This is a genomic window from Mitsuaria sp. BK037, from assembly GCF_014193045.1.
Classification (GTDB): Bacteria; Pseudomonadota; Gammaproteobacteria; order Burkholderiales; family Burkholderiaceae_C; genus Roseateles.
On record NZ_JACHYS010000003.1, the window covers coordinates 384,428 to 410,601 of the forward strand.

Sequence of the window (26,174 nt, forward strand, 5' to 3'; positions counted from 1 at the left end):
GGGCCCTCCCGCCGACGCCCCACCCTCCCCTGACTCCCTCAGCGAGCCCTCCCATGAGCGACTCTTCCCACACCAGCCAATTCGCCCTGCTGGGGCAGCGCAGGTTCGGACCGTTCTTCGCCACGCAGCTGGCCGGCGCGTTCAACGACTCGTTCCTGAAGCAGTTGGTCATCCTGCTGGTCACCTTCCACGCCACCGAGTACACGACGCTATCCGCGGGGCTGGTCGCGAACATGGCGGCGGGTCTCTTCATCCTGCCGTTCGTGCTGTTCTCGGCCTATGCCGGGCAGCTGGCCGACCGGTTCGACAAGGCCCGCGTCATCCGCGCGGTGAAGGCCGCCGAGGTCGCGATCATGGTCGTGGCCAGCGCGGGCTTCTACATGAAGAGCCTGCCGGTGCTGCTCACGTCCATCTTCGCGATGGGCTGCCACTCGGCGTTCTTCGGTCCGGTCAAGTACTCGCTGCTGCCGCGGGTCCTGGCCAAGGAGGAACTCACCGGCGGCAACGGCCTGCTGGAAATGGGCACCTTCCTCAGCATCCTCCTGGGCACGCTGGTGGCCGGCGTCATGGCCGCGATGACGACCAACCCGCTCTGGCTGTCCATCGCGCTGCTGGCCTTCGCCATCCTGGGGCTGGCCTCCAGCCTGTTCATCCCGGCCACCGGCGAGGCGGCGCCCGACCTGAAGCTCCGCTTCAGCGTGGTGTCCGAGACCCTCGCGACGGTGAAGATGGGCAAGCGTGAAGGCGAAGGCGTCTGGAACAGCCTGCTCGCCATCTCGTGGTTCTGGTTCGTGGGCGCCGTGGTCCTCTCGCACATCCCCGGGCTCGGCAAGGAAGTGCTGCAGGGGGACACCACGGTGGTGACGGTCCTGCTGGCCACCTTCTCCATCGGCATCGCGGCGGGCTCGCTGCTGTGCGAGCGCCTGTCGGGCCACAAGGTGGAGATCGGCCTGGTGCCCATCGGCTCCATCGGCCTGTCGCTGTTCACCGCGGACCTGGCCTGGTCCTGCGACAGCTTCGCCGCGGCGCTGCAGGCCTCCTCGGCCAGCCTGCCGCTGACCTGGACCCAGTTCCTCGCCACCAGCGGCAGCCTCCGCGTCCTCGGCGACGTCGCGCTGCTGGGCCTGTTCGGCGGCCTCTTCATCGTCCCGCTGTACGCCTTCGTCCAGCTGCGCACCGCGCCGGAGCGGCAGTCGCGCATCATCAGCGCGAACAACATCCTGAACGCCGTCGCGATGGTCATCGCCGCCGGCATGTCGGCCGGCCTGCTCGCCTACGGCGTCTCGGTGACGAGCATCATCCTGATCTGCGCCGGCCTGAACGCACTGGTGGCGATCTACATCTACCGGACCGTCCCCGAGTTCCTGTGGCGCTTCATGAGCTGGTTCGTGGTCCACACGATCTACCGGCTCCGCACCACGGGCGCCCACCACATTCCGGAGGAAGGACCGGCCCTCCTCGCGCCCAACCACGTCTCCTACGTGGACGCGCTGGTCCTGAGCGCGCTCTGCCCGCGGCCGATCCGCTTCGTGATGGACGCGAGCATCTTCCGGGTGCCGGTGCTGTCGTGGTTGTTCCGCCAGGTCAACGCCATTCCCATCGCGTCGGCGAAGAAGGAACCCGAGACGCTCGAGCGGGCGCTGGCCGCGGTGGATGCGGCCCTGCGCAACGGTGAGCTGGTGTGCGTCTTCCCCGAGGGCGCGCTGACCCGCGATGGTCAGCTGGCGGAGTTCAAGCCCGGCATCCGCCGGATGCTCGACGCCAACCCGGTGCCGGTCATCCCGGTGGGCCTGAGCGGCTTGTGGGAGACCGCGTTCGCGAGGAACGGCAAATCGACCGCCGCGCGGCTGGGGAGCTTGCGCCCGGGACGGCGGCTGGAGGTGAAGGTCGGGGCGCCGTTGCCGCACGACGTGAGCGTCGAGGAGCTTCGCGCCAAGGTGCAGGGCCTGCTCGACCCGGTTGCGGCGGCGAGCCGGCCGCAGCCGTCGGAGGCGCGGGGCTGAGTGGTCGCCGTCCTGAGGGGCACTGGAGCGGTTGCCAGGCCGTCATCGGCGGCATACAGTCGCCCCCGACGCGCTGGCTAGACAACCCGAAAGGGCGCGACCCAGTGTAAAGAGTGTGAAGGCCTCCGAAAGGAGGCCTTCCGCTTTCCGGGGTCAGGTGTTGCGCCGGCTTCTCACATGTTCCTGCATGCGTGCAGCAGGTGATCAGATGCTGCGCGTCCCGCGTCGTATAAGCCGATGGCTCCAAAGCTTGAGCACCCGCGCCGAGTGCCGCACCGCGCTGGCTTCAGGCCAAGGTTCCCTTCCAGCGTCAGCGGCAGGTCGCTGACGCCATCTTGAAGTCGCTGTTCCTCGAGCGCTTGTAGACCACTTCGCAGCTGGAATAGCCGTCCAGCGAGCGAGCCAGCTCGACGCGCGTGCGGAAGTAGCTGCAGACGGCGAAACCGCCGGACATGCCCTGAAGGTTCCAGCGCTGCGTGCGGGTCGCACCGCCCTTGCCGTCCTTGCGCTCTTCTTCCTTGTCGTAGATCTCGCCATTGGGAGAGCCGACCGGGCCGCCGTTGACGGCGAAGTTGGTGAGGTCGTGCTGGGTGCGCTCGCTGCCCGCGGTGGTCGCCTCCCAGCCCGAAGGCGCTGTCGCCAGCGACTGCTGGGTCAGGGGAATCTGCATCGGGCAGCTGAAGGGCTCGGGCGCGGCGATCGCGGCGACCATCCCGAAAAGCAGCGTGGCCGCCGCGACGACTTGACGGAGCTGAAGCGGAGTTCGCATGAGGATCACCATTGGATGGTCGCGTAGTCCAGCCCGTTGTTCAGATAGCTGGCGCGCTTGCCATGTTTGTCGGGCTCGAAGTAGACCACCCGTTCGGTGATCGCGACGATGTTGTTGTACTGCTCGACGATATTGAACCCGATCACCACGCCGGACTTGTCCCGAACAGCGCCATTGAAGATCCCGGCGTGTTGGCCGGTCGAGTTGTTGGGGTAGTAGCCCGCGGCGGTCCAGCCGGAGGCGATCGGCGTGCCGACGGCCAGGCCTGCCACGAGCTTCGGCGTCAGGTCCATGCCGCGCTTCCAGCTGTTGGGCTGGGTCGGTGGTGCATCGGTGTTCTGCTTCACCAGTTCCACGCAAGGCGTGGCCGATGAACCGGGGCGATTCAAGGGCGCCTTGCCGACGTATTGGGAGGGGTTGAGCACGGCGCCGAGGTGCTCGGAGAAGGCGCGGGCGGGAGCGGAAGTGGCCACAGATCGGACGGTCGAGTGAGATCGGCCAGAGTCTAGGAAGGTCGCTTCCTCGCCCCTATCCACCAAAGTCACTTTGGCGGCTCCGGCTCAGGCGCCACTGGCGCCGCGCCGAAACACCCGACGGATCCGCAGCCGGAGCGCCCGCGCCGATCGCCACACCGCGCTCGCCCGGATCCAGGCGAGCAGCGCTTCCTTCCAGACGGTCCAGCGGCCGTAGAGCCGCGCGAACCACGGCAGGGTCATCAGCGCAGGATGCGTGAGCGCGAAGATCCGCGCGACGATCGCGGTGCCAACGACCTTCGCCAGCACGATGACGGCGAGCCCGAGTCCCGGGCGGCCGATGCCGATGAGCCACAGCGCCAGCAGCTTGATCGGCAGCAGCATCAGGCCCGGCAGCAGGAACACGACCAGCGCCAGGTACGGCGGCAGCCGTCGCACCACGGCTTCCAGCTGCCGCAGCACCGGCAGCCGGCCAATGGCCGCCATCACCCGCTGCAGCGGCTCCCAGCCCCATTCCTCGAAGAGGATGACGACGGCAAGGACGACGCGGATCAGCCAGCGCAACGGCGCGATGAGCAGCTTCAGCATCGGGCGATCTTCACACGCCGCGTCTTAGGGCCCTCTGAATCCGCCCCCGGGATTTCCGAAGCTCAGATCCCGCGCGCCCGATCCGCCAGGAAGCGGGTGCGGAAGCCCTCGAAGTCGCCGGCGTCCAGCGACTCGCGCACTTCCTTCATCAGGTTGAGGTAGTAGTGCAGGTTGTGCACGCTGGTCAGCATCGGGCCCAGCATCTCGCCACAGCGGTCCAGGTGATGCAGGTAGGCGCGGCTGAAGTTGGCGCAGCAGTAGCAGCTGCAGGTCTCGTCCACCGGCTTCTCATCGGCCTTGTAGCGCGCATTGCGCAGCCGCAGGTCGCCGAAGCGAGTGAACAGGTGGCCGTTGCGCGCGTTGCGGGTCGGCATGACGCAGTCGAACATGTCCACGCCCTGGCGCACGCCCTCGACCAGATCCTCCGGCGTGCCCACGCCCATCAGGTAGCGCGGCTTGTTGTCGGGCAGCTGGTGCGCGATGTGGTCCAGGATGCGCAGCATGTCCGCCTTGGGCTCGCCGACCGACAGCCCGCCGATCGCATAGCCCGGCAGGTCCAGGTCCTTCAGGCCCGCCAGCGACACGTCCCGCAGCTGCTCGAACATCCCGCCCTGCACGATGCCGAACAGCGCGTTCGGGTTCTGCAGCCGCGCGAACTCGTCCTGGCAGCGCTTGGCCCAGCGCAGGCTCATCTCCATCGACAGCCGCGCTTCCTTCTCGGTCGTCAGCTGGCCCTTGGTCTCATACGGCGTGCACTCGTCGAATTGCATGACGATGTCGCTGTTCAGGATCGTCTGGATCTGCATCGAGATCTCGGGCGTCAGGAACAGCTTGTCGCCATTGACCGGGGACGCGAACTTCACGCCCTCCTCGCTGATCTTGCGCATCTCGCCGAGCGACCAGACCTGGAAGCCGCCCGAGTCCGTCAGGATGGGCTTGTTCCAGCTCTCGAACTTATGAAGGCCGCCGAACTGCTTCATGATGTCCAGGCCCGGCCGCATCCACAGGTGGAAGGTGTTGCCCAGGATGATCTGAGCGCCCATCTCCTCGAGCGAACGCGGCATCACCCCCTTGACGGTGCCGTAGGTGCCCACCGGCATGAAGATGGGCGTCTGCACGACGCCGTGGTTGAGCGTCATGACGCCGCGTCGCGCGCGGCCCTCGGTCTTGAGCAGTTCGAACTTCAGCATGATGGCCGCGATTATCGGCCCCCCTTCGATGGGGGTTTCGCCCGACCGGCTCCCCCAGGGGCGACGTAGACTCCCGTCCCAATTGGGGGCGCAGACTCCTGGGAGAAGCATCTTGAGGTCCTGGATCGCCGCCCTGGCCGCGACGGCCGCCTGTCTGGTCGCGACGAGCGCGCACGCCTGTGGGCCGTACACGGTCGGCCTGTACGAGTACAGCGCCCTCTACTATCGCGACGCCCAGGGCCGCTGGACCGGCATCGACAAGGACGTCATCGATGAACTGGCCCGCCGCAGCGGCTGCAAGCTGGTGGCGCGCACCGAATCCCGCGTGCGCATCTGGGCGCAGATCGGCGCCGGCCAGATGGACATGACGGTTTCCGCGCTGATGACGCCCGAGCGCGAACTGCTCGTCGAGTTCATCCCCTACATCGAGTCCCGGCAGTACGTGGTCCTGCGGCCGGCGCTGGCGGGCGCGCTCACGACGCCGGCGGCCTTCCTCGCCGATTCGAAGCGGCGCCTGATCGTCGTGCGTGGCTACGCCTTCACGCCGACGCTGGAGTCCTGGATCGCGACGCTGCGCACCCAGGGCCGCATCGACGACGCCCCCGACCAGCCGACCGCGGTGCGCATCTTCAAGGCGGGCCGGGGCGATGCCGTCGTGCTGGGCGCCCACAGCCTGGCGAGCGCCCGGCGGGCCGATCCCGCCTTCGCGTCCTTCGTGGCGATGTCCTACGCGCCCCACGAACGCAGCATCGGCGCGCTGGCGCTCTCCCGCCAGCGCGTGCCGCAGCAGGACCGCGACCGCATGCGCCACGCCATGGATGAGATGCTGCGCGACGGCACGGTGGAGTCGATCAAGCGGCGGCATCTCGGCGATCTCTCCGACATGCCGTGAGCACGACCGCATGACCGGCGCGCCGTGACAATCGCGCTCATGCCCTCGAGCCTTGCCGCGCCGGTCCACGCCGAACTGATCATCAAGAAGAGCCGTTTCCTCGGCTGTGTCGAGGCCGTGCCCGACCGGGCCGCCGCGCTGGCGCGCGTCGCGCAGCTCCGTGCCGAGCACCCCGGCGCCGCGCATGTCTGCTGGGCGCTGATGGCGGGGGGCCAGTCCGCCGCCAACGACGATGGCGAGCCCGGCGGCACCGCCGGCCGGCCGATGCTGGAGGTGCTGCGGCACCAGGATCTGGACGGCGTGCTGGCGACGGTGGTGCGCTACTTCGGCGGCGTGAAGCTGGGCGCGGGTGGCCTGGTGCGGGCCTACACCGACGCGGTGGCGCAGGCGCTGCTGAAGGCGGAGAAAGTGCCGATGGTGCGGCTGCGGACGCTGCGCTGCACGCTGCCCTACGCGCAGGAAGGCCTGCTGCGGCGCGAGGCGGAGAAGGCGGGCGCCGAGCTGGTCGAGGTGGCGCATGACGCGCTCGTCGAGGTCACGCTGAGGCTGCCGGAGTCGGCGGCCGAGGGCTTCATGGCCTCGCTCGGCGAGTCAGGGCAGGGCCGGATCGGGTGGCTCTCAGGCCCGGAAGATCCACTGGCTCCAGCGCGATAACAGCCCTTTTAGGGGCCATTAGCCCCTGAATCCTGGGTTAGCGGCCCTTAAAAGGGCTGCTATCGGCGCCACCTCTCCATCGCCCATCCGCGAAGCCTGCCCGCCGAGCGCGCCCTAGAATCGCCGGCTGTTTTCCCACTTCCGCGCGAGACTGCCCGTGGCCGCAACCATCCTCCAAAAGATTCCCGCCGGCGAGCGCGTCGGCATCGCCTTCTCGGGCGGCCTGGACACCAGCGCCGCGGTGCACTGGATGCGCGGCAAGGGCGCGATCCCCTGCGCGTACACCGCCAACCTCGGCCAGCCCGACGAGTCCGACTACGACGAGATCCCCCGCAAGGCCAAGGCCTATGGCGCCGACATCGCCCGCCTGATCGACTGCCGCGCGCAGCTCGTGGCCGAAGGCATCGCCGCCATCCAGTGCGGCGCCTTCCACATCAAGAGCGGCGGCGCCACCTACTTCAACACCACGCCGCTGGGCCGCGCCGTCACCGGCACCGCCCTGGTCGTGGCGATGCGCGAGGACGGCGTCAACATCTGGGGCGACGGCTCGACCTTCAAGGGCAACGACATCGAGCGCTTCTACCGCTACGGCCTGCTCGCCAATCCGGCGCTCAAGATCTACAAGCCCTGGCTGGACCAGACCTTCATCGATGAACTCGGCGGCCGCAAGGAGATGAGCGAATACCTCATCGCCAATGGCTTCGACTACAAGATGAGCGTGGAGAAGGCCTACTCGACCGACTCCAACATGCTGGGCGCCACCCACGAGGCCAAGGACCTGGAGTTCCTCAACAAGGGCATGAACATCGTCAACCCGATCATGGGCGTGGCCTTCTGGAGGGACGACGTCGCGATCAAGGCCGAGACGGTGACCGTGCGCTTCGAGGAAGGCGTCCCCGTCGCGCTCAACGGGCAGCAGTTCGCGAACGCCGTCGAGCTGTTCATGGAAGCCAACCGCATCGGCGGCCGCCACGGCCTGGGGATGTGCGACCAGATCGAGAACCGCATCATCGAGGCCAAGTCGCGCGGCATCTACGAGGCCCCCGGCATGGCGCTGCTGCACATCGCCTATGAGCGCCTGGTCACCGGCATCCACAACGAGGACACGATCGAGCAGTACCGCATGAACGGCATGAAGCTCGGCCGCCTGCTGTACCAGGGCCGCTGGTTCGACCCGCAGTGCCTGATGCTGCGCGAGACCGCCCAGCGCTGGGTCGCCCGCGCGATCACCGGCGAAGTGACGCTGGAGCTGCGCCGCGGCAACGACTACTCGATCATGGACACCGTCAGCCCCAACCTGACCTATGCGCCGGAGCGCCTGTCGATGGAAAAGGTGGAAGACGCGGCGTTCTCGCCGGCCGACCGCATCGGCCAGTTGACCATGCGCAACCTGGACATCGCCGACACGCGCGAGAAGCTCGGCGTGTACAGCCGCGCGGGCCTGCTGGGCAAGAACTCCGAGGGTTCCATCCCGCTGCTGACCGGCGGCGACGAATAAGCCCTCCGCGCCTCTGGCTCGAAAGCCGCCATTCATCGGCGGCTTTTTCGTTGGGCGGCCGGCGGCGCAATGAAAAAAGCCGCTGATCACTCAGCGGCTTCTGCTCATCGAGCGTGGGGCGTTCAGCCGCGGCGGCGACGCGCCACGAAGCCCAGCGCGCCCAGGCCGGCCAGCATCAGCGCGTAGCTGTGCGGCTCCGGCACCGACGGCGCGATCGTCGCGTTGACGTTGGAGCTGAGGAACTCCGCGCGCAGGCCGGTGAAGTTGTAGGTGCGGTCGACGTTGTCGGTGACGACGAACTGCAGCGTGTTCACGCCCGCCAGGAAACCGGTCGAGGCGGCGAACGAGGTCCAGCCCGCGTAACCGCGCTGGCTGGAGATCGTCGAGATCACGTTGCCGTTGAGCAGCAGCACGCCTTTGTTGTCCGCCGCCCACTGGCCGGTGAACGACGCGCTGCTGGCGTCGAAGCCGGTCAGGTCGAAGCTCAGCGACCAGGTGAAGACCGAGTTCGAGGTCGGGCTGTAGTTCGTGTTCTGGTTGGCGCCGGGGATCAGCCACGAGGAGCTGGCCGTGTTGGCCAGCCAGCTCGGGAACGGATCCAGGCTGCCGTTGCTGACGATGCCGTTGCCGGTCAGGCCGGCCGCGTTGCCGATCGCGGAGAACGAGTAGTTGCTGTCCTTGCTGCCGGCAGCCAGACCGGCGCCGGTGTTCACCAGTCCGCCGATGGTGGTGGCGGCGGCCAGGCCGCTGAACAGCGTGGCGGCCACGGCGATGGAAGTACGAACCAACGGCGTCATGAGAAGTCCCGAGCAGTGAAGAGGTCTTGTGGCGGCGATTGTCCCTAAAGGTAGGGATTCACAACCCCCCGTGGGCGCGGGGGGACACCACAGTCCGCATCGGGGGTCGGGACTTGCGTCACGCCCCGGATGGGCGCATCCCGCGCTTCAGGGGGGCGTGTCCGCACCCGGGTCGGGCATTGCGGGCCGATCCGGTGCGGGGAGCGCCAACGGATCGATGCGGGGCAGGTGGCGCAGCTTGTCCGGATTGCGCTGGACGTAGATCGCGCTGATGCGGCCGGGCGCCGTCGCGGGTCGCAGCGCCACCGTCTGGATCGGCTCGCCGGCGGTGTCGTAGACGATGTAGCCCGGCAGCCCGTTGATCTGCGCCGGCCGCACGCGCCAGTCCCGGCTGGTGCGCATCCGGACGAAGCCGACGAAGGTCCGCGCCACCAGCGCGCCGCCCTCGAGCATCCGCGGCACCGCGGACGCCTTGCCGCCGCCGTCGGCCAGCAGCACCGCGTCGTCGGTCAGCACGCGGGCCAGGCCCTCGACGTCGAAGGACTGCAGCGCCCCCATGAAGGCCTGGAACAGGCGCTGGCGCTCCTCGTCCTCGACCTCGTGGCGCGCGTAGTCCGCCTTGACGTGCTGCCGCGCCCGGCTCGCCAGCTGGCGGCAGGCCGCGGCGCTGCGACCCAGGCGGCGCGCGATCTCGTCGAAGTCCAGCTCGAAGACCTCATGCAGCAGGAAGGCGGCCCGCTCCAGCGGCGACAGCCGCTCCAGCGTCAGAAGGAAGGCCACCGACACGTCCTGCGCGAACTCGGCCTGCGCCTCGGGACTGGGTGACCAGTCGCTGGCCTCGTCGACCAGCGGCTCCGGCAGCCAGACACCGACGTACTGCTCGCGCCGCGCCGCCGCCGACTGCAGGCGGTCCAGGCAGAGGTTGGTCACCAGGCGCGACAGGAAGGCGCCCACGTGCCGCACCGTGGTCTCGTCGACATCGGCCCAGCGCAGCCAGGCTTCTTGGACGATGTCCTCGGCCTCGGCGCGGGAACCCAGCATCCGGTAGGCCAGCGCGCGCAGCGGGCGCGCGTGCTCCCGGTCGAAGCGCAGCGCGCGGGCCGCCGGGGACTGGTCGGCCGCCGCCGGCGCGGCGTGGCCGCCATCGGAAGCAGCGGCTGGGGAGGAATCGATGTCGGGCATGGCGCGTCGTCCGGTGTCGTCTTGCTCACAAGACGACGCAGCCTACCCGGTTGTGACACCGGCGGGGGCTCAGCCGCGGGCGCGCTCCAGCAGCATCGCGTCGCCGTAGCTGAAGAAGCGGTAGCGCTGGGCGATCGCATGGCGGTACAGCGCCATGATCGGCTCGTAACCGGCGAAGGCCGAGACCAGCATCATCAGCGTGCTCTTGGGCAGATGGAAATTCGTCACCAGCCGGTCCACGACCTGGAAGTCGAAACCGGGCGTGATGAAGATGTCGGTCTCGCGCGCGCCGGCCTTCAGGCCGCCGCCGAGTGCGGCCGACTCCAGCGCCCGCAGCGTCGTGGTGCCGACCGCGGTGACCTTGCCGCCGGCGGCGCGGCAGCGCGCGATCGCGTCGACGGTCTCGGGCGTGACCTGGAACCACTCGCTGTGCATCTTGTGCTCGGCCAGCGACTCGACCCGCACCGGCTGGAAGGTGCCGGCGCCGACGTGCAGCGTCACATGCGCCGTGCCGATGCCGCGCTCGGCCAGGCGCGCCAGCAGCGCCTCGTCGAAGTGCAGCGCGGCGGTCGGCGCGGCGACGGCCCCGGGCTCACGCGCGAACACGGTCTGGTAGCGCCGCACGTCGTCGGCGGAGTCGTCGTGGGCGATGTACGGCGGCAGCGGGACATGGCCGTGCCGCTCCAGCAGCTCGAACGGATCGCCGGACAGGCGCAGGTGGAACAGGCCGTCATCCGGCCCGCAGCGGCCCAGCACCTCGGCATCGAAGGCCTTGGCGAAACGCACCACCGCGCCCGGCTTGGGACTCTTGCTGGCGCGCATGTGGGCCCAGACCTCGCGCGTGCCGGGCAGCACCCGCTCCACCAGGGCCTCGACCGCCCCGCCGCTGGCCTTCGCGCCGTACAGGCGCGCCTTGATGACCTTGGTGTCGTTGAACACCAGCAGGTCGCCGGGATGGAGCAGCTCGGGCAGCTCGCGGAACACGCGGTCGACCGGTGGGTCGGCGCGGCCATCGAGCAGCCGCGAGGCGCTGCGCTCGGCGGCGGGATGCTGGGCGATGAGTTCGGGGGGCAGAGCGAAGTCGAAATCGCTCACCGTGAAGTGACGGGACATGCGCGTTGAGGGCCGGACGGACCCGTGCCAATCGGAAGGGAACGGAGGGGGACGGAGGGGGAACGGAAGCGGCGATTCTCCCATGGGCGCCCGGCGCGGCCGGGCCGCGGGGCCTCACTGCCAGCGCGCGCCCTGGTGCAGCAGCGCCGCCAGCCGGCCAGTGCCCTGCAGCTCGCTGACGCCTCGGGAAAGCGCGGCGGCGAAGCGCTCGCCCTCGGGCCGGACCTTGGAGAACACCGTGTACAGCGGGATCTCCGAGACCGCCGGATCGAGCCAGCTCAGCCTGCCGGCCGCCTCGCGCAGCTGCGTCTCCAGCAGGTGGGCGCCGACGCCCTTGTCGATCAGCACCAGGTCGACGCGCCCGGCCAGCAGCTTGCGCAGGTTGGCCAGGTCGTCCACCGCGCCTTCGACGGACAGGTTCGCCGCGTCGAAGCGGGGCGGATTCACGTAGCCGTGGACGACGCCGATGCGCAGCCCGGCCAGCGCGCCCAGGTCATCGATGCGGCGCCTGCGGTCGGTCCGCGCCATGAAGCCGACCTGGTTCACGATGCCCAGCGGCGGCGGGAAGCGCATGGTGCGCTCGCGTTCCTCGGAGCGCCAGGTGCCGATGACACCGTCGTGGTCGCCGCGCTGGAACTCGAGCAGCGCACGCGCCCAGGGCCGGAAGCTGAGTTCCATCTCGCGACCGGCCTGCCGCAGCGCGGCGCGGGTGACCTCGCAGGCCACGCCGCCGCCCGGCAGCGCGCTGCCGGTGTAGGGCGGGAACTCGGTCGCGACCAGGCGCAGCGGTCGCTCCGCCGCCCGCGCCGGCAGCAACGGCAGCACCGGCAAGGCGGCGGCGGCGAGCCGGAGGAGGCTGTCGCGGCGGGTGGTCATGATCGGTCGGTGCGGGCGGGCCAGGGAGGTCGGCACAGCCTAGCAGCGGACCGTGGCGGCGGTCGCCTCGACGACCCGGGGGAAATGCCCGGTTGCGGGCCCGGAAGCGGCAATCGATCACGCAGGGCCATGAAAAAGCCGGCCGGGTCTCGCGACCGGGCCGGCTTCAGGGGACGGGCGACGGCTTACTGGCCGCCCGTGCCGGTGGCCAGCAAGGTGCCGGCGCTGCCCGCGACCCAGCCGGTGCGTGCGTCGACGAAGAACACCTGCGTCAGCGAGCCCTGCGTGCCCACGAACTGCTTCTTCCAGGTCGCGCCGCCATCGGTGGTCATCAGCACGGTGCCGCTGTCGCCGACCGCCCAGCCCTGCTGCGCCGTCAGGAAGCGGATGGCGCGCAGGCCGGTCATCGGCAGGCTGACGTTGGTCTGGAGGGTCCAGCTCGCGCCGCCGTCCTTGCTCGACATCAGCAGGCCGCCATCGCCGACCGCCCAGAGGGTGTCGGCATCGCTGAAGGCCAACTGGTGGAGGGTCGCGCTGGTGCCGGAGAAGCGACCGGTGAAGGTCTTGCCCCCGTCACTGGTGACCCCCACCGCGCCGCCGTTGCCGACCAGCGTGCCCTTGAGCGGGCCGCTGAACTTGAGGTCGTTGTAGTAGCCGTCCAGCGTCGCCTGCTGCGTCCAGGACTTGCCGCCATCCGTCGTCGCCAGCAGCAACTGACGCTGCTGCGACTGCTGGTAGTCGCTGGCCAGCGCGAAGCCGGTGCTCGCGTCGATGAAGTGGAAGGCGGTGACGGTGCGCCCGCTCGACTGCAGCGGCGTGAGCCAGCTCAGGCCGCCGTCGTCGGTGAGGTAGATGCGACCGTCCGCCGCCAGCAGCCAGCCCTTCTTCGCGTCGACGAACTGGAAGCGCGGCAGCATCGAGTAGTAGCCCGAGCTGGTCAGCCCACCGACCTTGACGGTCCAGTCCAGGCCGCCGTTGGCGGTTTCCATCAGGTCGCCCTTGGCCGACAGGGCCAAGCCGCGCTTGGCATCAAAGAACCAGAAGGCCTGCAGCGTCTTGCCCGCCGCATCGGCGTCCGGACCCGCGATGCGCTTCCAGGTCTGCAGGTCGGTGCTGATCCGCGTCACGCTGTCCCAGCCGGTCACCAGCCAGGTCTGCCCGTCGATGGGCGTGAGCTGGCCGCCGAAGTCCAGGCGCGCGGCGCGCCAGGTCAGGCCCAGGTCGGTGCTGAGCTCGGTCACGGTGCCGAGGCCGGACGCGGCGTAGTACTGCCGCATCCAGACGCCGCGGGCGGCCAGGCTGTAGCTGACCGTGAACCCGGGGTACACGTTCGCCGGCGCCGCCACCGCGGACCAGTTCCGTCCGCCGTCGACGCTGCGGTACAGCGTGCCGTTGGTGACGACGGCGCCGGTGGACGCATCGACGAACTGCGGATTGCCCGAGGAGAAGTAGCCGGTCGACGGCAGCCCCTGCGGGACGACCGTGTCCCAGTTCTGGCCGCCATCGGCGCTCTGGCGGATCGAGAGGGTGTAGACCCAGCCCTGGCCGTTCACGTAGTTCGAGCTCGTGCCGGTGGCCACCACCGCGTTGCCGAAGACCTGGAAGCCGCTCAGCGGCACGTTGGGCGTGGCCGGCAGCACCACCGTCGAGGTCTTGCCCAGGTCGGTGGACTTGCGCAGCGCACCGCTGTCGAACCACCACAGCGTGCCGTCGGCGGCCAGCATCGGCTCCTGCGTCAGCGTCGCCTGGCTCCAGGTCGCGCCGCCGTCCGCGGTCGCGCGGATCAGGCCGTTCATCGACATCACCAGCGTGCCGGCGCCGGCCAGCTGCAGCGAGGCGCCGGTCATCGGCGGTTGCGCGGTCGGCTGCAGCGTCCAGCGCGCACCGCCATCGGTGGTGCGCAGCAGCGCGCCCGCGTCGCCGGCGGCCCAGCCGTTGTTGGCGTCGGAGAAGCGGATCGTCGTCAGCCGCGTCGTCAGGCCGGAGGCCTGCTTGGTCCAGCTGCCGCCGCCGTCGCGGGTGCGCAGGATCTCGCCGTTGTCACCGACCGACCAGCCATTGCTCGCGTCGATGAAGAAGAAGGCCGCCGGCACGGTCCCGGTCGGCCGCGGCGCCTGCCAGCACCAGCCGGCGCCCTCGGCGCCGGTGCAGCTCAGGCCCTGCACGTGGGTGCGGTTGTTGACCGACACCGTCCACTTCACTTCCTTGGAAGCGCCCGCGGCGTTGGAGACCTTCAGCGTCACCGCGTAATCGCCGACCTTGGCGTAGTCGTGCTTGGGACTGGCCTCGGTGCTGGTCGTGCCGTCGCCGAAGTTCCACGCGAAGCTCAGGCCGGTGGTGGCCGCGGCATTGCTGGTGAAGGCAGTGCCGGACGTGACGTCGGTCGAGGCGGCGGCGGCGATCGCCAGGTTGTCCGGAATGGCCACGCCCTGGACCGGCGGCGGCGGCGGTGGCGCGTCATCGCCCCCACCGCCTCCACCGCAGGCGCTCAGCAGCGCGGCACTGATCAGCACGCCAGCCCAGCCGGCGCGCATACGCTTGTTCGTATTCAAGGAATCCTCCCGATGTATCAATTTGTCTTCTTTTTGAAGCGGGCGGATTCTGCCCGAGGCCCTTGCCGCGCCAGCCCCGGGTGCACCCGCTCCACCCGAACGGGGGAGACGCCGAGGCAGAATCGCGGCCATGTCCGAGGCCCGCAGCACCGTCCCGCCGCCGTCGCCCGCCGCGAAACGCGCGGGGGCCGATCCGAGCGGGCGCGCGCCGGCGACCGAGGCGCCGGCCGCCAAGTCCGCGCCGCAGAAGGCGATGGAAAAGATGGGGCTGACGCGCGACATCGACCTCGCGCTGCACCTGCCGCTGCGCTACGAGGACGAGACCACGCTGACGCCGCTGGGCCAGGCCCGCGATGGCGACACGCTGCAGTGCGAGGGCGAGGTGATCGAGAGCCGCATCGAGATCCGCGGCCGGCGGCAACTGCTGGTCAAGCTGCGCGACGACGACGGCGCCCTGCTGACGCTGCGCTTCCTCCACTTCTATCCCTCGCACCAGAAGACGCTGGCCGTCGGCACGCGCGCCCGCGTGCGCGGCGAGATCCGCGTCGGTTTCTTCGGCCGGGAGATGGTCCACCCCAGCTTCCGCAAGGTCGACGCGGACACGCCGCTGGCCGCGTCGCTGACGCCGGTCTACCCGACCAGCGCGCAGCTGCCGCAGGCCTACCTGCGCAAGGCGGTCGCCTCGGCGCTGCGCCGCGCGCCGCTGGACGAGGTGCTGCCGCAGGCGCTGATTCCGCGCGGCCTGCCGCCGCTGCGCGAGGCGCTGAACTTCCTGCATCACCCGCCGCCGTCGGCCGGCCTGTCGACGCTGGAAGATCACACCCATCCGGCCTGGCAACGGCTCAAGTTCGAGGAACTGCTCGCGCAGCAGCTCAGCCAGCAGCGCGCCCAGCGCGAGCGCGCCCATCTGCGCGCGCCGGTGCTGCGCGGCGCGCCCGGTGGGCTGCATGAACGGCTGCTCGCCGCCCTGCCCTTCGCGCTGACCGGCGCGCAACGCCGCGTCGCCGAGGAGATCGCCGCCGACCTCGCCCGCCCCCAGCCGATGCACCGGCTGCTGCAGGGCGACGTCGGCTCCGGCAAGACGGTGGTGGCGGCGCTCGCGGCGGCCGTGGCCATCGATGCCGGCTGGCAGTGCGCGCTGATGGCGCCCACCGAGATCCTGGCCGAGCAGCATTTCCGCAAGCTGATCGGCTGGCTGGAGCCGCTGGGCATCCACGTGGCGTGGATCACCGGCAGCGTCAAGGGCAAGGCGCGGCAGAAGATGCTCGACGCCGCCGCCTCGGGCGAGGCGACGCTGATCGTGGGCACGCACGCGGTGATCGAGGACAAGGTCCGCTTCCACCGGCTGGGGCTGGCCATCATCGACGAGCAGCACCGCTTCGGCGTGGCGCAGCGGCTGGCGCTGCGCAAGAAGCTCGCGGACGAGGCGGCCGGCGCGGCGGCCTCCGCCGGGCCGGGCGTGCCGCCCGGTTCAGGCCCGCTCGAGCCACACCTGCTGATGATGAGCGCCACGCCCATCCCGCGCACGCTCGCGATGACCTACTTCGCCGACCTGGACGTGTCGACGATCGACGAGCTGCCGCCCGGCCGCAGCCCCATCGTGACCCGCGTGTTCGCCGACAGCCGGCGCGACGACGTGATCGAGAAGATCGCCGCCGCCGTCGACGACGGCCGCCAGGTCTACTGGGTCTGTCCGCTGATCGAGGAGTCGGAAGCGCTCGACCTCAAGAACGCGACCGAAACCCACGCCGAGCTGGGCGACGCGCTGCCCGGAAAGATGGTGGGGCTGCTCCATGGCCGCATGGCGCCGGCGGAAAAGGCGGCGGTGATGTCGCTGTTCAGCGGCGGGCAGATGCAGGTGCTGGTCGCGACGACCGTCATCGAGGTCGGCGTCGACGTGCCCAACGCCAGCGTGATGGTCATCGAGCACGCTGAACGCTTCGGCCTGTCGCAGCTGCACCAGCTGCGCGGACGCGTCGGCCGCGGCTCGGTCGCCAGCGTGTGCGTGCTGATCTACACCGGGCCGCTCTCGGACACCGGCAAGTCACGCCTGCGCGCGATGGCCGAAACCACCGATGGCTTCGAGATCGCGCGGCGCGACCTCGACATCCGGGGGCCGGGGGAATTCATGGGGGCGCGGCAGAGCGGCGCGCAGTTGCTGCGCTTCGCCGACCTGCAGGAAGACGCGCCGCTGCTGAGCGCCGCGCGCGCGCTGGCGCCGAAACTGCTCGACGAGCAGCCGCGGGCGGCGCGGCTGCACGTGGAGCGGTGGCTCGGTCACAAGACCGAGTACCTCAAGGCCTAGTCAGGGCCCTTACTTCAGCTGGATGGCCCAGTACAGCAGCACTTCGGTGGCGGTCACTTCCGAACCGCTGTAGAGCTGGGGCTCGGCGTTGATCTTGTCGACCGTGGCCTGGCCCGAGATGACGCGACCGAAGACGGCATAACCCGGCTGCGAGGCGCTCTTGTAGTCCAGCGTCGCGCTGTTGTCGACCGAGTTGAAATAGAACTGGCTGGTCGCCGAGTCGGCCGCAGTGCCACGCGCCATCGCGATCGTGTACTTCGTGTTGGACAGGCCGACGTTGGTCTCCAGCTTGATCGTGCCGCCCAGGTTGGCGCCAGGATTCTTCGCCACGTAACCCGTCGAGAAGCCGCCACCCTGCACCACGAAGTTCGGCACGACGCGATGGAAGATGGTGTTGTCGTAGTACTTGGCGCTGACATACTTCAGGAAGTTGTCGGTGGTGATCGGCGTGCGGGCGTCCAGCTCGATGACGATCTCGCCGTCGCTGGTCAGCATGCACACGGTGCGCGCGGCAGTGCTGGCGTTCGACGCGGCAATGCCGGCGGCGCTGCAGGTGAGCGTCGGCGGCGTCGTCACCGGGTTGGGCTTGGGGCTCTGCGCCGGGCTGCCGCTGTCGTTGTCATCGCCACCGCCGCAGGCGGCCAGCATCAGGGCACCGCCCAGGGCGGCCGAGAGGGCCAGCCACCGGGGAGCGGCGGCGATCGAGGAAGAGAAGGAAGTCGTCTTCATGGGGGCTCGCAATGGGAGCTTGTGGCCCCCGCTTCTGGCAAAGAAGCGCGAAGTATCGTGGTCGCCTCGACACACGTCATGGCCCCGGTGCGCGGCCCGCACGAAAACCGATCGGGCTTTCCCTAACGACACCTTCACAGGGTGATGGGTGTCACCCAGCGTCGCCATCCGCGCCCCGGAGTGCCCAGGATCGGCGACGGAAAGACACCGTCGGTTTCAGAACTCCAGGTTGTCGATGAGGCGGGTCTGGCCGATCCGGGCGGCCGCCAGCGCGACCAGCGCCTCGCCCTCGCGCGCCGGGCCGAGGTCATGCCGGCGGCGCAGCGTCAGGTAGTCCGGCGCCCAGCCCGCGTCGCGCAGCGCCTGCATGGCGTCGGCCTCGATGCGGTCCAGGTCGCGCTCGCCCGCCTGCCAGCGGCCGATCATCGCCTTGAGCGTGCGCGACAGCAGCAGCGCGTCCTGCTTCTGCTGCTCGCTCAGGTAGCCGTTGCGCGAGGACAGCGCCAGGCCATCGGCAGTGCGTTCGGTCTCGCCGGCCAGGATGCGGATAGGCATCGCCAGCTGGTCGACCATGCGCCGGATCACCATCAGCTGCTGGTAGTCCTTCTTGCCGAAGACGGCCACGTCCGGCTGCACGATCTGGAACAGCTTGGCCACCACGGTACAGACGCCGACAAAGAAACCGGGCCGGAAGTGGCCCTCGAGGATGTCGGCCAGCTCGGTGGGCGGATGCACCTTGTAGCCCTGCGGCTCGGGATACATCTCGCGCTCGTCGGGCGCGAAGACGAAGTCGCAGCTCGCGCCCTCGAGCAGCTCGGCATCCCGCGCCAGCGTGCGGGGGTAGCGGTCGAAGTCCTCGTGCGGCGCGAACTGCAGCCGGTTGACGAAGATGCTGGCGACCACGAGGCCGCCCTCGCCCACCGCCGCGCGGGCCTGGCGCACCAGCGCCAGGTGGCCGTCGTGCAGGTTGCCCATCGTGGGCACGAAGGCGACCGGGCGGTCGCCCGCGAGCGCGGCGCGCAGGCCGGCGATGTCGTGGTGGATCTGCATGATCAGTAGCTGTGCTCGGGCGCCGGGAAGGCGCCGGACTTGACGTCGGCGACGTAGCGCGCGAAGGCCTCGCCGACCGAGGCCGAGCCCTGCATGAAGTCGCGCACGAAGCGCGGCTTGCGGCCGCCGCCCACGCCCAGCATGTCGTGCATCACCAGGACCTGGCCGGAGCATTCCGCGCCGGCGCCGATGCCGATCACCGGCACGCCCAGCGTGCGCGTGAGTTCGCCGGCCAGCGCGGCGGGCACCATCTCGAGCAGCAGCATCTGCGCGCCCGCGTCGACGAGTTCGCGCGCATGCGCCCGGATCTGCGCGGCGCCGGCTTCATCGCGGCCCTGGACCTTGTAGCCGCTCAGCGCGGTGACGGTCTGCGGCGTGAGTCCGAGGTGGGCGCAGACGGGGATGCCGCGCTCGGTGAGGAAGCGCACCGTGTCGGTGGTCCAGCCGCCGCCCTCGAGCTTGACCATGTGGGCGCCGGCCTGCGCCAGCTGCATCGCATGGCGCCAGGCGACCTGCGGCGACTCGTGATACGTGCCGTAGGGGAGGTCGGCCACGATCCAGGCCAGGCGGCGCGCGCGGGCCACGCATGCGGTGTGATAGACCATGGACTCCAGCGTGACCGGCACCGTCGTCTGCAGCCCCTGCACCACGTTGCCCAGCGAGTCGCCGATCAGGATCGAATCCACGCCGGCCTCCTCCATCGCATGGGCGAAGGTGGCGTCGTAGGCGGTGAGCATCGCGATCTTCTCGCCGGCGGCATGCATGTCGAGCAGGCGCTGCAGCGTCACGGGCTTGCGGTCGGCGGTCGCCTGCGGGCGCGGCGCGGCGTAGGGGGGGGTCGGTTCGGTCATGCGTGTCCCCTGGAGGATGGGCCGGGGCCCTTGGGGTGGGGCGGCAGTGTACGGGACGGTGCCAGAAGGCCGCATTCTGAGGACAATGCCGGCCCATGACCCTGACCGAATTGCGCTACATCGTCGCCGTCGCCCGCGAGCGCCACTTTGGCCGCGCGGCGGAAGCCTGCTTCGTCTCGCAGCCGACGCTGTCGGTGGCGATCAAGAAGCTGGAGGAGGAGCTCGACGTCAAGATCTTCGAGCGCGGCGCCAACGAGGTGACGATGACCCCGCTGGGCGAGGACATCGTGCGCCAGGCCCAGTCGGTGATCGAGCAGGCCAGCGCGATCAAGGACATCGCCAAGCGCGGCAAGGACCCGCTGGACGGCCCGCTGCGGCTGGGGATCATCTACACGATCGGGCCCTACCTGCTGCCCGAACTGGTGCGCCACTGCATCGACCTCTACCCGCGCATGCCGCTGATGCTGCAGGAGAACTTCACCCAGAAGCTGCTGGACATGCTGCGCACTGGCGAACTGGACTGCGCCATCATGGCCGAGCCCTTCCCCGACGCCGGCCTGGCGGTGGCGCCGCTGTACGACGAGTCCTTCGTCGTCGCCGTGCCGGCGGTGCATCCGCTGGCGAAGAAGGAGCGCATCAGCGCCGAGGAGCTCAAGGCCGAGACCATGCTGCTGCTGGGCAACGGCCATTGCTTCCGCGATCACGTGCTGGAGGTCTGCCCGGAGTTCGCGCGCTTCTCCACCGACGCCGAGGGCATCCGCAAGAGCTTCGAGGGCAGCTCGCTGGAGACGATCAAGCACATGGTGGCCTCCGGCATGGGCGTCACCGTGGTGCCGGCGCTGAGCGTGCCGGAGCATGTCCCGCCGCACCTGCGCTACGTGCCCTTCGAAGACCCGGCCCCGACGCGTCGCGTGGTGCTGGCCTGGCGCCGCACCTTCACCCGCTACGAAGCGGTCGCCGCGCTACGCAACGCGGTCTACGCCTGCAAGCTCAGCGGCGTGAAGCTGCTCTCCTGACCGGCCCGCGGTAGTCCCCCGCCGCCGGCCGCTACAGGTCGCGACGGGCTGGCAAGACCCGCCCCCCTCGAAGCGGGGGTCGTCAGGGTATCCGTGAATTTCTCACGAAGTCGTCACCGATAGCCTCGCTATGCGCACGGCGCCCACCCGGCTCCGTGGCCGCGCTCGCCCCGGACGCAGGGACCGGGGTGCATCGCCATGTCCAACCATCGCATCAGGGGGAAATCTTGAAACTTCGACCCACCCTCCTCGCCGCCGCGCTGCTGACCGCGGGCGTGGCGCATGCGGGCCCGACCACCGTGTCGGGCTCCGCCAATGGCCTGAGCTGGACCGCCGCCAGCACCATCGTCGGCGTGACCTCGACCGCCACCGCCGCCGGCGGCGGCGATCCGCGCTACTTCGCGCCGCGCTCGCAGTACGGCGGCGTCGCGACGCTGATCATGGATTACGGCGCGGCCGGCCAGTTCATCTGCTCCGGCACGCTGCTGCCCAACCAGCGCTCGATCCTGACCGCCGCCCACTGCGTCAGCGACGGCACGAACGCGCGCCCGCTGAGCACCTCGGTCTACTTCTATACCGGCAACAACCCGGACAACATCACCTGGAACCAGCCCTCGTTCTCCTACCAGGTGACCAACTACGCGGTCCACGCCGCCTACACCGGCGAGGTGATCGACCAGAACGACATCGCCGTGCTGTCGCTGGACAAGCTGGTGGACTGGTCGGTCAAGTCCCACGGCCTGTATGAAGGCGATGACCTGACCGGCAAGGACTTCAACATCGCCGGCTACGGCGCGCGCTCGGACACCGGCGGCAACGTCGGCGACAACCTGGGCACCGGCCGCCTGCGCCAGGGCGACAACCGCTATGACTTCCGCCTCGGCGACGCCGACTTCGGCGGCGTCTGGGCCGACATCCTGGGCGAGCCGGCCGAGCAGATCGAGCACACCTACCTGTCGGACTTCGACAACGGCCTGCCCGCCAACGACCTGGCCTGCAACATCGCGGTCGACGGCCTGGGCCTGCCGCCCAGCGCCAAGTTCTGCAACACCGGCCGCGGCGCCAACGAGGTGTCCTCGGCCGGCGGCGACTCGGGCGGTCCGGAGTTCATCGACGGCAAGGTGGCCTCGGTCACCTCCTTCGGCCTGACCTTCGGCAGCTTCTGGGGCGACGTGGACGACGCGCTGAACAGCAGCTTCGGCGAGTTCAACGGCTTCGTGCCGGTGAGCATCCACCGCGACTTCATCAACGCCAACGCGGTGCCGGAACCGGCCTCCTTCGCGCTGGCCGGCCTGGGCCTGCTGGGCCTGGGCTGGAGCCGCCGCCGTCGCGTCCAGGCCTGATCGCCCCACGCGCCAGCAAAGCCGCCTCCGGGCGGCTTTTTCGTTGGCGCCGCCACGTTTGATTCTGGCTATGACATCGGTGAAGCTATTCGAATGGCGATATCGATAGCTAATCACTAAAGTAGCACCTCATCGGCCGCCGGCATCCTCCGTCCGGGAGATGTCGGCGGCGAATCGAGGACCTACAAACGCGGCCAGCGCCCGAGGCGCGTCCCGTCGTGGGTTCATCTGCAAGGAGCAAGACATGACCCTTCGATCCGGGCAACGCGCCGTCGGCTGGCTGCTGGTCGCCGCCGGCGCCGCGCTGAACACCCAGACGCTGATCGACTGGATGCGCCACAGCGTCGTCTGACGCGCGCGCCGTTCACACGACCGCGGCCGTGGATCAGTTAGGCTGCGCAGCGTCTTTTGTCTTCCATTCCCAGAAGGAGTCCCTCGATGGCCAAGAAGAGCCCCTCTCCCGCCAAGGCGCCCTCCGCCAAGGGTGCGCCGTCCCTCCAGATCGGCATCAGCGACAAGGACCGCGCCGCGATCGCGCAAGGCCTGTCCAAGCTGCTGGCCGACACCTACACCCTGTACCTGACCACGCACAACTTCCACTGGAACGTGACGGGGCCGATGTTCAACTCGCTGCACGCGATGTTCATGGCCCAGTACACCGAGCTGTGGAACGCGGTCGACCCGGTGGCCGAGCGCATCCGCTCGCTGGGCCACAAGGCGCCGGGCTCCTACGCCCAGTTCGCGCAGCTGAGCTCGCTGCCGGACGCGCCGGCCACGCCGCCCAAGGCGCTGGACATGGTGCGCATCCTGGTGGACGGCCATGAAGGCGTGGCTCGCACCGCGCGCGCGCTGTTCGACCTGGTCGACAAGGCCAGCGACGAACCGACCGCCGACCTGCTCACCCAGCGCCTGACGGTGCATGAGCAGACCGCGTGGATGCTGCGCTCGCTGCTGGAAGAGTGATCGCCGCGACGGCGGGCGCACCGGCCGCCGCCGGCAGCAAGGGGACCGCGAGGTCCCCTTTTTCGTGGGCCGGCGCCGGGGCCTCCGGTCGCGGTCTCAGCCGATCGCCTTGATGCGCCCGCCGCGGCGGGCCTCGGCCAGCATCGAGGCCAGCGCGCAGGACGCCAGCCGCGCGGTGCGCGAATCGGCGCGGCTGGTCAGCACGATGGGCACCTTCGCGCCCAGCACCACGCCCGCCGCGTAGGCCTGCGCCAGGAAGCTCAGGCTCTTGGCCAGCATGTTGCCGGCGTCCAGGTCCGGCACGATCAGCACGTTGGCCCGGCCCGCCACCGGCGACACGATGCCCTTGATGCGGGCCGCCTCCGGATCGATGGCGTTGTCCATCGCGAGCGGGCCGTCCAGCACCGCGCCGGTGATCTGTCCGCGGTCGGCCATCTTGCACAGCGCCGCGGCGTCGATCGTCGACGGCACCTTCGGATTCACCGTCTCCATCGACGAGAGCAGCGCCACCCGCACCTCGGGCAGTCGCAGCGCATGCGCCAGGTCGATCGCGTTCTGGACGATGTCGACCTTCTCCTCCAGCGTCGGCTCAATGTTGATCGCCGCGTCCGAGATGATCAGCGGCTGGGGATGCCCCGGCACGTCCATCACGAAGCAGTGGCTGATGCGCCGGGCGGTGCGCAGCCCGCCCTCGCGGCGCACGACGGCGCCCATCAGTTCGTCCGTATGGAGGCTGCCCTTCATCAGCGCGTCCACGCTGCCCTTGAGCGCCATCGTCACCGCCATCTCGGCGGCCGCGTGGCTGTGCGGGACATCGAACAGCGTGAAGCGAGCCAGGTCCACGCCGGCGGCCGCCGCGGCCTCCGAGACCTTGCCCGCGGGGCCGATCAGCACCGGCTCGATCAGCCCGAGCGAGGCGGCCTCGGTCGCCGCCAGCAGCGCCACGTCGCTGCACGGATGCACGACGGCCATGCGCAGCGGCGGCAGGTGCCGCACGGCCTCGATGAGGCGGTCGTAATGGGGGTGCGCACTGGGCGGATGCGCGATGGATGGCGCGATGGACGGCACCGATGACGGCGCCTGGCCGGCCGGCCCGCCGGCGCTTCGGAACGAGGTGATCACTGGCTGGCTCCCTGTGCTGGAGGACCGCGTGGCGTCCCGTTGTCGCCGCGCATTCGGACAAGTTTTCCGACGCCCCGACCCGCCGCGCGCTTGACCCTGTTTGTTCCTCGGGCTTTCACGACGAGTCGCGGTCGATGATGCATGCTGCGCTGCAACAAATCAAGCGACGCGGGGTCGCGCGGCGGTGCCGGAAACGGGCAGATGTCTGGCATCGGCGGCGGCCCTCATGAAGGGGTGAGCGATGGGTCCAAGGCTGGAAGGCGAGTTCATCGCGGTCGTCAACGCCGGCTCGTCCAGCATCAAGCTGTCGATGTTTTCGCTGCACGACGATCGCCGGCAGGGCCCCCTGCGGCTGGAGTTGCGCGCGCAGGTCGAGGGCCTGGGCACCGCGACGCCGCATTTCGAAGCCGCCCATGCCGACGGCACGAAGGCGGGCTCGCGCGACTGGCCGGTCGGCGAGCGGCTCGGCCACGAGGGGGCGCTCGAGCACCTGGTCGAGTTCGTCCGGCACGAATTCCCGGGCCTCTCGATGCTGGGCATCGGGCACCGCGTCGTGCACGGCGGCACGGCCTTCCAGGAACCGGTGGTAGTGACGCCGGCGGTGCTCGGCCAGCTGGAGACGCTGGTCCCGCTGGCGCCGCTGCATCAGCCGCACAACCTGGCGCCGATCCGCCGCGCCTTCGCCGCCCTGCCCGGCCTGCCGCAGGTGGCCTGCTTCGACACCGCCTTCCACCGCGGCCAGTCCGACGTCGCCGATGCCTTCGCGCTGCCGTATGCGCTGTTCGAGGCCGGCGTGCGGCGCTACGGCTTCCATGGGCTGAGCTACGAGTACATCGCGTCGCGGCTGCCGGCGCTGTCGCCGCGGCTGGCGGACGGGCGCGTCGTCGTCCTGCACCTGGGCAACGGCGCAAGCGCCTGTGCGCTGCATCGCGGGCGCAGCATCGCCAGCAGCATGGGCTTCACCGCCGTCGACGGACTGCCGATGGGCACGCGCAGCGGCGCCGTCGACCCGGGCGTGCTGCTCTACCTGATGGACGAGCACCGCATGGACGCGCGCGAACTGGAGACGCTGCTCTACAAGGAGTCCGGGCTGCTGGGGCTGTCGGGCGTGTCCAGCGACATGCGGCAGCTGCTGGCCAGCGATGTGCCGCGGGCGCGCTTCGCGGTCGACGTGTTCGTGCATCGCGTCACCCGCGAGATCGGCGCGCTGGCCGCGGAGATGGGCGGCCTCGACGGCCTGGTGTTCACCGCCGGCATCGGCGAGCACTCGGCCGAGATCCGCCGCCGGGTGCTGTCGCGCTGCCTGTGGCTGGGGGTGTCGGTGCAGGAGGCCGCCAACCGCGACGGCCCGCCCGAACGCCGCCTCAGCACCGTCGACAGCCGCTGCGAGGCCTGGGTCATCCCCACCGACGAGGAACTCATGATGGCGCGCCACACCTTCCGCCTGCTGGCCGGCGAGTGAGCCCGCGGCAATAACCCCACCGGCTTGGGCGGCGCGGGTGTGAGCGCTACAGTCGGCCGCATCGCCTGGTGGGACCTCCGATGCGCATCGCCATCCTCTCCTTCGACGGCTTCAACGAGATCGACAGCTTCCTTCCGCTGGGACTGCTGAACCGGCTCAAGCCGCAGGGCTGGTCCGCCGAGCTGTGCGGGCCGGGTCCGGCGGTGACCTCGATGAATGGCGTCACCGTGCAGCTGAAACGCCCGCTCGAATGGGCCAACGAGGCCGACGCGGTCTGGTTCGGCTCCGGCATCTACACGCGGGCCATCGCGGAGAACTCCGCGCTGCTGGACCGGCTGCAGATCGATCCGACGCGGCAGCTGATCGCCTCGCAGTGCTCCGGCGCGCTGCTGGTGGCGCGCCTGGGGCTGCTGGGCGACGCGCCGGCCTGCACCGACGCGAGCACCCGGCCCTGGCTGGTGGAGGCCGGCGTGCGGGTGCTCGACGAGCCCTTCCATGCCCGCGGCCCGGTGGCCACCTCGGGCGGCTGCCTGGCCTCGCAATACCTGGCGGCGTGGCTGATGTGGAGCAAGGCCGGCGAGGCCGCCACGCGCGACGCGCTCGCCTACGCCGCGCCCGTCGGCGAGAAGGCGGACTACGTGGAGCGCCTGCTGGCGCGGGTGCGTCCGTTCATGACGCCGGACTGAGGGCCAGGGCACGGCAGGGAAGAACCCCGATAATCGCGGGTTCGCCGCCCAAGAGCCGTC

The 26,174-nt window shown here is 70.0% G+C and carries 23 protein-coding genes; 10 read left to right on the plus strand and 13 right to left on the minus strand.

Going from position 1 to position 26,174, the window contains the following annotated elements; genetic code table 11:
* Positions 1-53 precede the first annotated feature (53 nt).
* The gene (locus FHT37_RS18510; RefSeq protein WP_183483538.1) at positions 54-2,003 is read left to right on the plus strand and encodes an MFS transporter; all 1,950 of its coding nucleotides are present in this window, start codon (positions 54-56) and stop codon (positions 2,001-2,003) included.
* Positions 2,004-2,313: 310 nt separating this feature from the next.
* Here the strand turns inward: FHT37_RS18510 and FHT37_RS18515 are convergent, their stop codons facing one another.
* From FHT37_RS18515 to tgt, 4 genes are all read right to left on the minus strand, one after another.
* On the minus strand, positions 2,314-2,772 hold the full coding sequence (locus tag FHT37_RS18515) for an STY0301 family protein (RefSeq protein ID WP_183483539.1): 459 nt from the start codon (positions 2,770-2,772) through the stop codon (positions 2,314-2,316).
* Positions 2,773-2,777: 5 nt separating this feature from the next.
* The gene (locus FHT37_RS18520; protein WP_183483541.1) at positions 2,778-3,245 is read right to left on the minus strand and encodes a BPSL0067 family protein; all 468 of its coding nucleotides are present in this window, start codon (positions 3,243-3,245) and stop codon (positions 2,778-2,780) included.
* Between the two features lie 87 nt (positions 3,246-3,332).
* Positions 3,333-3,833 carry a hypothetical protein gene (locus tag FHT37_RS18525; protein WP_183483543.1) on the minus strand — a complete coding sequence of 167 codons (501 nt, stop codon included), beginning with the start codon at positions 3,831-3,833 and terminating at the stop codon, positions 3,333-3,335.
* Between the two features lie 62 nt (positions 3,834-3,895).
* Entirely contained in the window at positions 3,896-5,023 is a 1,128-nt protein-coding gene (tgt, locus tag FHT37_RS18530; RefSeq protein WP_183483545.1) for a tRNA guanosine(34) transglycosylase Tgt, read from the minus strand.
* 112 nt (positions 5,024-5,135) lie between these two features.
* Between tgt and FHT37_RS18535 the strand changes: the two genes are divergently transcribed.
* The 3 genes from FHT37_RS18535 to argG all read left to right on the plus strand — a co-directional run bounded on the left by FHT37_RS18535 (position 5,136) and on the right by argG (position 8,067).
* On the plus strand, positions 5,136-5,915 hold the full coding sequence (locus tag FHT37_RS18535) for an ABC transporter substrate-binding protein (protein ID WP_175538395.1): 780 nt from the start codon (positions 5,136-5,138) through the stop codon (positions 5,913-5,915).
* Between the two features lie 39 nt (positions 5,916-5,954).
* Entirely contained in the window at positions 5,955-6,569 is a 615-nt protein-coding gene (locus FHT37_RS18540) for a YigZ family protein (protein ID WP_183483547.1), read from the plus strand.
* 157 nt (positions 6,570-6,726) lie between these two features.
* The gene (gene argG, locus FHT37_RS18545; protein ID WP_183483549.1) at positions 6,727-8,067 is read left to right on the plus strand and encodes an argininosuccinate synthase; all 1,341 of its coding nucleotides are present in this window, start codon (positions 6,727-6,729) and stop codon (positions 8,065-8,067) included.
* Between the two features lie 122 nt (positions 8,068-8,189).
* Here the strand turns inward: argG and FHT37_RS18550 are convergent, their stop codons facing one another.
* The 5 genes from FHT37_RS18550 to FHT37_RS18570 form a co-directional block, all read right to left on the minus strand.
* On the minus strand, positions 8,190-8,864 hold the full coding sequence (locus FHT37_RS18550; protein ID WP_183483551.1) for a PEP-CTERM sorting domain-containing protein: 675 nt from the start codon (positions 8,862-8,864) through the stop codon (positions 8,190-8,192).
* Positions 8,865-9,011: 147 nt separating this feature from the next.
* A complete protein-coding gene (gene sigJ / locus FHT37_RS18555; protein ID WP_183483553.1) occupies positions 9,012-10,046 on the minus strand; it encodes an RNA polymerase sigma factor SigJ in 1,035 nt (344 codons plus the stop codon).
* A 69-nt stretch (positions 10,047-10,115) separates the two neighbouring features.
* Positions 10,116-11,159: a tRNA preQ1(34) S-adenosylmethionine ribosyltransferase-isomerase QueA gene (queA, locus tag FHT37_RS18560; RefSeq protein ID WP_183483555.1), complete on the minus strand. Its 1,044-nt coding sequence runs from the start codon at positions 11,157-11,159 to the stop codon at positions 10,116-10,118.
* Positions 11,160-11,273: 114 nt separating this feature from the next.
* On the minus strand, positions 11,274-12,035 hold the full coding sequence (locus tag FHT37_RS18565; RefSeq protein WP_183483557.1) for an ABC transporter substrate-binding protein: 762 nt from the start codon (positions 12,033-12,035) through the stop codon (positions 11,274-11,276).
* Positions 12,036-12,220: 185 nt separating this feature from the next.
* A complete protein-coding gene (locus tag FHT37_RS18570) occupies positions 12,221-14,587 on the minus strand; it encodes a YCF48-related protein (protein ID WP_183483560.1) in 2,367 nt (788 codons plus the stop codon).
* Between the two features lie 130 nt (positions 14,588-14,717).
* On the opposite strand from FHT37_RS18570, the gene recG reads away from it, so the two are divergent.
* Positions 14,718-16,892, plus strand: coding sequence for an ATP-dependent DNA helicase RecG (gene recG / locus FHT37_RS18575; protein WP_183483562.1), 2,175 nt, complete (start codon positions 14,718-14,720; stop codon positions 16,890-16,892).
* Between the two features lie 9 nt (positions 16,893-16,901).
* Here recG and FHT37_RS18580 read toward each other — a convergent pair whose 3' ends face one another.
* From FHT37_RS18580 to panB, 3 genes are all read right to left on the minus strand, one after another.
* Positions 16,902-17,621: a peptidylprolyl isomerase gene (locus FHT37_RS18580; RefSeq protein ID WP_183483564.1), complete on the minus strand. Its 720-nt coding sequence runs from the start codon at positions 17,619-17,621 to the stop codon at positions 16,902-16,904.
* A gap of 216 nt (positions 17,622-17,837) precedes the next feature.
* Positions 17,838-18,671, minus strand: coding sequence for a pantoate--beta-alanine ligase (panC, locus tag FHT37_RS18585; RefSeq protein ID WP_183483566.1), 834 nt, complete (start codon positions 18,669-18,671; stop codon positions 17,838-17,840).
* 2 nt (positions 18,672-18,673) lie between these two features.
* Positions 18,674-19,522, minus strand: a complete 849-nt coding sequence (panB, locus tag FHT37_RS18590) for a 3-methyl-2-oxobutanoate hydroxymethyltransferase (protein WP_091729437.1) — start codon at positions 19,520-19,522, stop codon at positions 18,674-18,676.
* Positions 19,523-19,617: 95 nt separating this feature from the next.
* Here panB and FHT37_RS18595 point away from each other — a divergent pair, with 95 nt between their 5' ends.
* From FHT37_RS18595 to FHT37_RS18605, 3 genes are all read left to right on the plus strand, one after another.
* Positions 19,618-20,538, plus strand: a complete 921-nt coding sequence (locus FHT37_RS18595) for a hydrogen peroxide-inducible genes activator (protein ID WP_091729441.1) — start codon at positions 19,618-19,620, stop codon at positions 20,536-20,538.
* A 227-nt stretch (positions 20,539-20,765) separates the two neighbouring features.
* Positions 20,766-21,881 (plus strand): trypsin-like serine protease, encoded by a 1,116-nt coding sequence (locus FHT37_RS18600; RefSeq protein WP_091729446.1) that lies wholly within the window; start codon positions 20,766-20,768, stop codon positions 21,879-21,881.
* A gap of 438 nt (positions 21,882-22,319) precedes the next feature.
* Entirely contained in the window at positions 22,320-22,844 is a 525-nt protein-coding gene (locus tag FHT37_RS18605; protein ID WP_091729451.1) for a Dps family protein, read from the plus strand.
* A 96-nt stretch (positions 22,845-22,940) separates the two neighbouring features.
* On the opposite strand, the gene FHT37_RS18610 is transcribed toward FHT37_RS18605, so the two are convergent.
* Positions 22,941-23,903 carry a phosphate acetyltransferase gene (locus tag FHT37_RS18610; protein ID WP_183484184.1) on the minus strand — a complete coding sequence of 321 codons (963 nt, stop codon included), beginning with the start codon at positions 23,901-23,903 and terminating at the stop codon, positions 22,941-22,943.
* A gap of 304 nt (positions 23,904-24,207) precedes the next feature.
* Here FHT37_RS18610 and FHT37_RS18615 point away from each other — a divergent pair, with 304 nt between their 5' ends.
* Positions 24,208-25,428 carry an acetate/propionate family kinase gene (locus FHT37_RS18615; RefSeq protein WP_147239976.1) on the plus strand — a complete coding sequence of 407 codons (1,221 nt, stop codon included), beginning with the start codon at positions 24,208-24,210 and terminating at the stop codon, positions 25,426-25,428.
* Between the two features lie 80 nt (positions 25,429-25,508).
* A complete protein-coding gene (locus tag FHT37_RS18620) occupies positions 25,509-26,114 on the plus strand; it encodes a DJ-1/PfpI family protein (RefSeq protein WP_183483568.1) in 606 nt (201 codons plus the stop codon).
* Positions 26,115-26,174 lie beyond the last annotated feature (60 nt).

What these genes read in the sequence shown, in the direction of transcription:
- FHT37_RS18510 (WP_183483538.1), top strand. Translation starts at nt 54, where the DNA reads ATGAGCGACTCTTCCCACACCAGCCAATTCGCCCTGCTGGGGCAGCGC.
- FHT37_RS18515 (WP_183483539.1), bottom strand. Translation starts at nt 2,772, where the DNA reads ATGCGAACTCCGCTTCAGCTCCGTCAAGTCGTCGCGGCGGCCACGCTG.
- FHT37_RS18525 (WP_183483543.1), bottom strand. Translation starts at nt 3,833, where the DNA reads ATGCTGAAGCTGCTCATCGCGCCGTTGCGCTGGCTGATCCGCGTCGTC.
- tgt (WP_183483545.1), bottom strand. Translation starts at nt 5,023, where the DNA reads ATGCTGAAGTTCGAACTGCTCAAGACCGAGGGCCGCGCGCGACGCGGC.
- FHT37_RS18540 (WP_183483547.1), top strand. Translation starts at nt 5,955, where the DNA reads ATGCCCTCGAGCCTTGCCGCGCCGGTCCACGCCGAACTGATCATCAAG.
- FHT37_RS18550 (WP_183483551.1), bottom strand. Translation starts at nt 8,864, where the DNA reads ATGACGCCGTTGGTTCGTACTTCCATCGCCGTGGCCGCCACGCTGTTC.
- sigJ (WP_183483553.1), bottom strand. Translation starts at nt 10,046, where the DNA reads ATGCCCGACATCGATTCCTCCCCAGCCGCTGCTTCCGATGGCGGCCAC.
- queA (WP_183483555.1), bottom strand. Translation starts at nt 11,159, where the DNA reads ATGTCCCGTCACTTCACGGTGAGCGATTTCGACTTCGCTCTGCCCCCC.
- FHT37_RS18565 (WP_183483557.1), bottom strand. Translation starts at nt 12,035, where the DNA reads ATGACCACCCGCCGCGACAGCCTCCTCCGGCTCGCCGCCGCCGCCTTG.
- recG (WP_183483562.1), top strand. Translation starts at nt 14,718, where the DNA reads ATGTCCGAGGCCCGCAGCACCGTCCCGCCGCCGTCGCCCGCCGCGAAA.
- FHT37_RS18580 (WP_183483564.1), bottom strand. Translation starts at nt 17,621, where the DNA reads ATGAAGACGACTTCCTTCTCTTCCTCGATCGCCGCCGCTCCCCGGTGG.
- panC (WP_183483566.1), bottom strand. Translation starts at nt 18,671, where the DNA reads ATGCAGATCCACCACGACATCGCCGGCCTGCGCGCCGCGCTCGCGGGC.
- panB (WP_091729437.1), bottom strand. Translation starts at nt 19,522, where the DNA reads ATGACCGAACCGACCCCCCCCTACGCCGCGCCGCGCCCGCAGGCGACC.
- FHT37_RS18595 (WP_091729441.1), top strand. Translation starts at nt 19,618, where the DNA reads ATGACCCTGACCGAATTGCGCTACATCGTCGCCGTCGCCCGCGAGCGC.
- FHT37_RS18605 (WP_091729451.1), top strand. Translation starts at nt 22,320, where the DNA reads ATGGCCAAGAAGAGCCCCTCTCCCGCCAAGGCGCCCTCCGCCAAGGGT.
- FHT37_RS18615 (WP_147239976.1), top strand. Translation starts at nt 24,208, where the DNA reads ATGGGTCCAAGGCTGGAAGGCGAGTTCATCGCGGTCGTCAACGCCGGC.
- FHT37_RS18620 (WP_183483568.1), top strand. Translation starts at nt 25,509, where the DNA reads ATGCGCATCGCCATCCTCTCCTTCGACGGCTTCAACGAGATCGACAGC.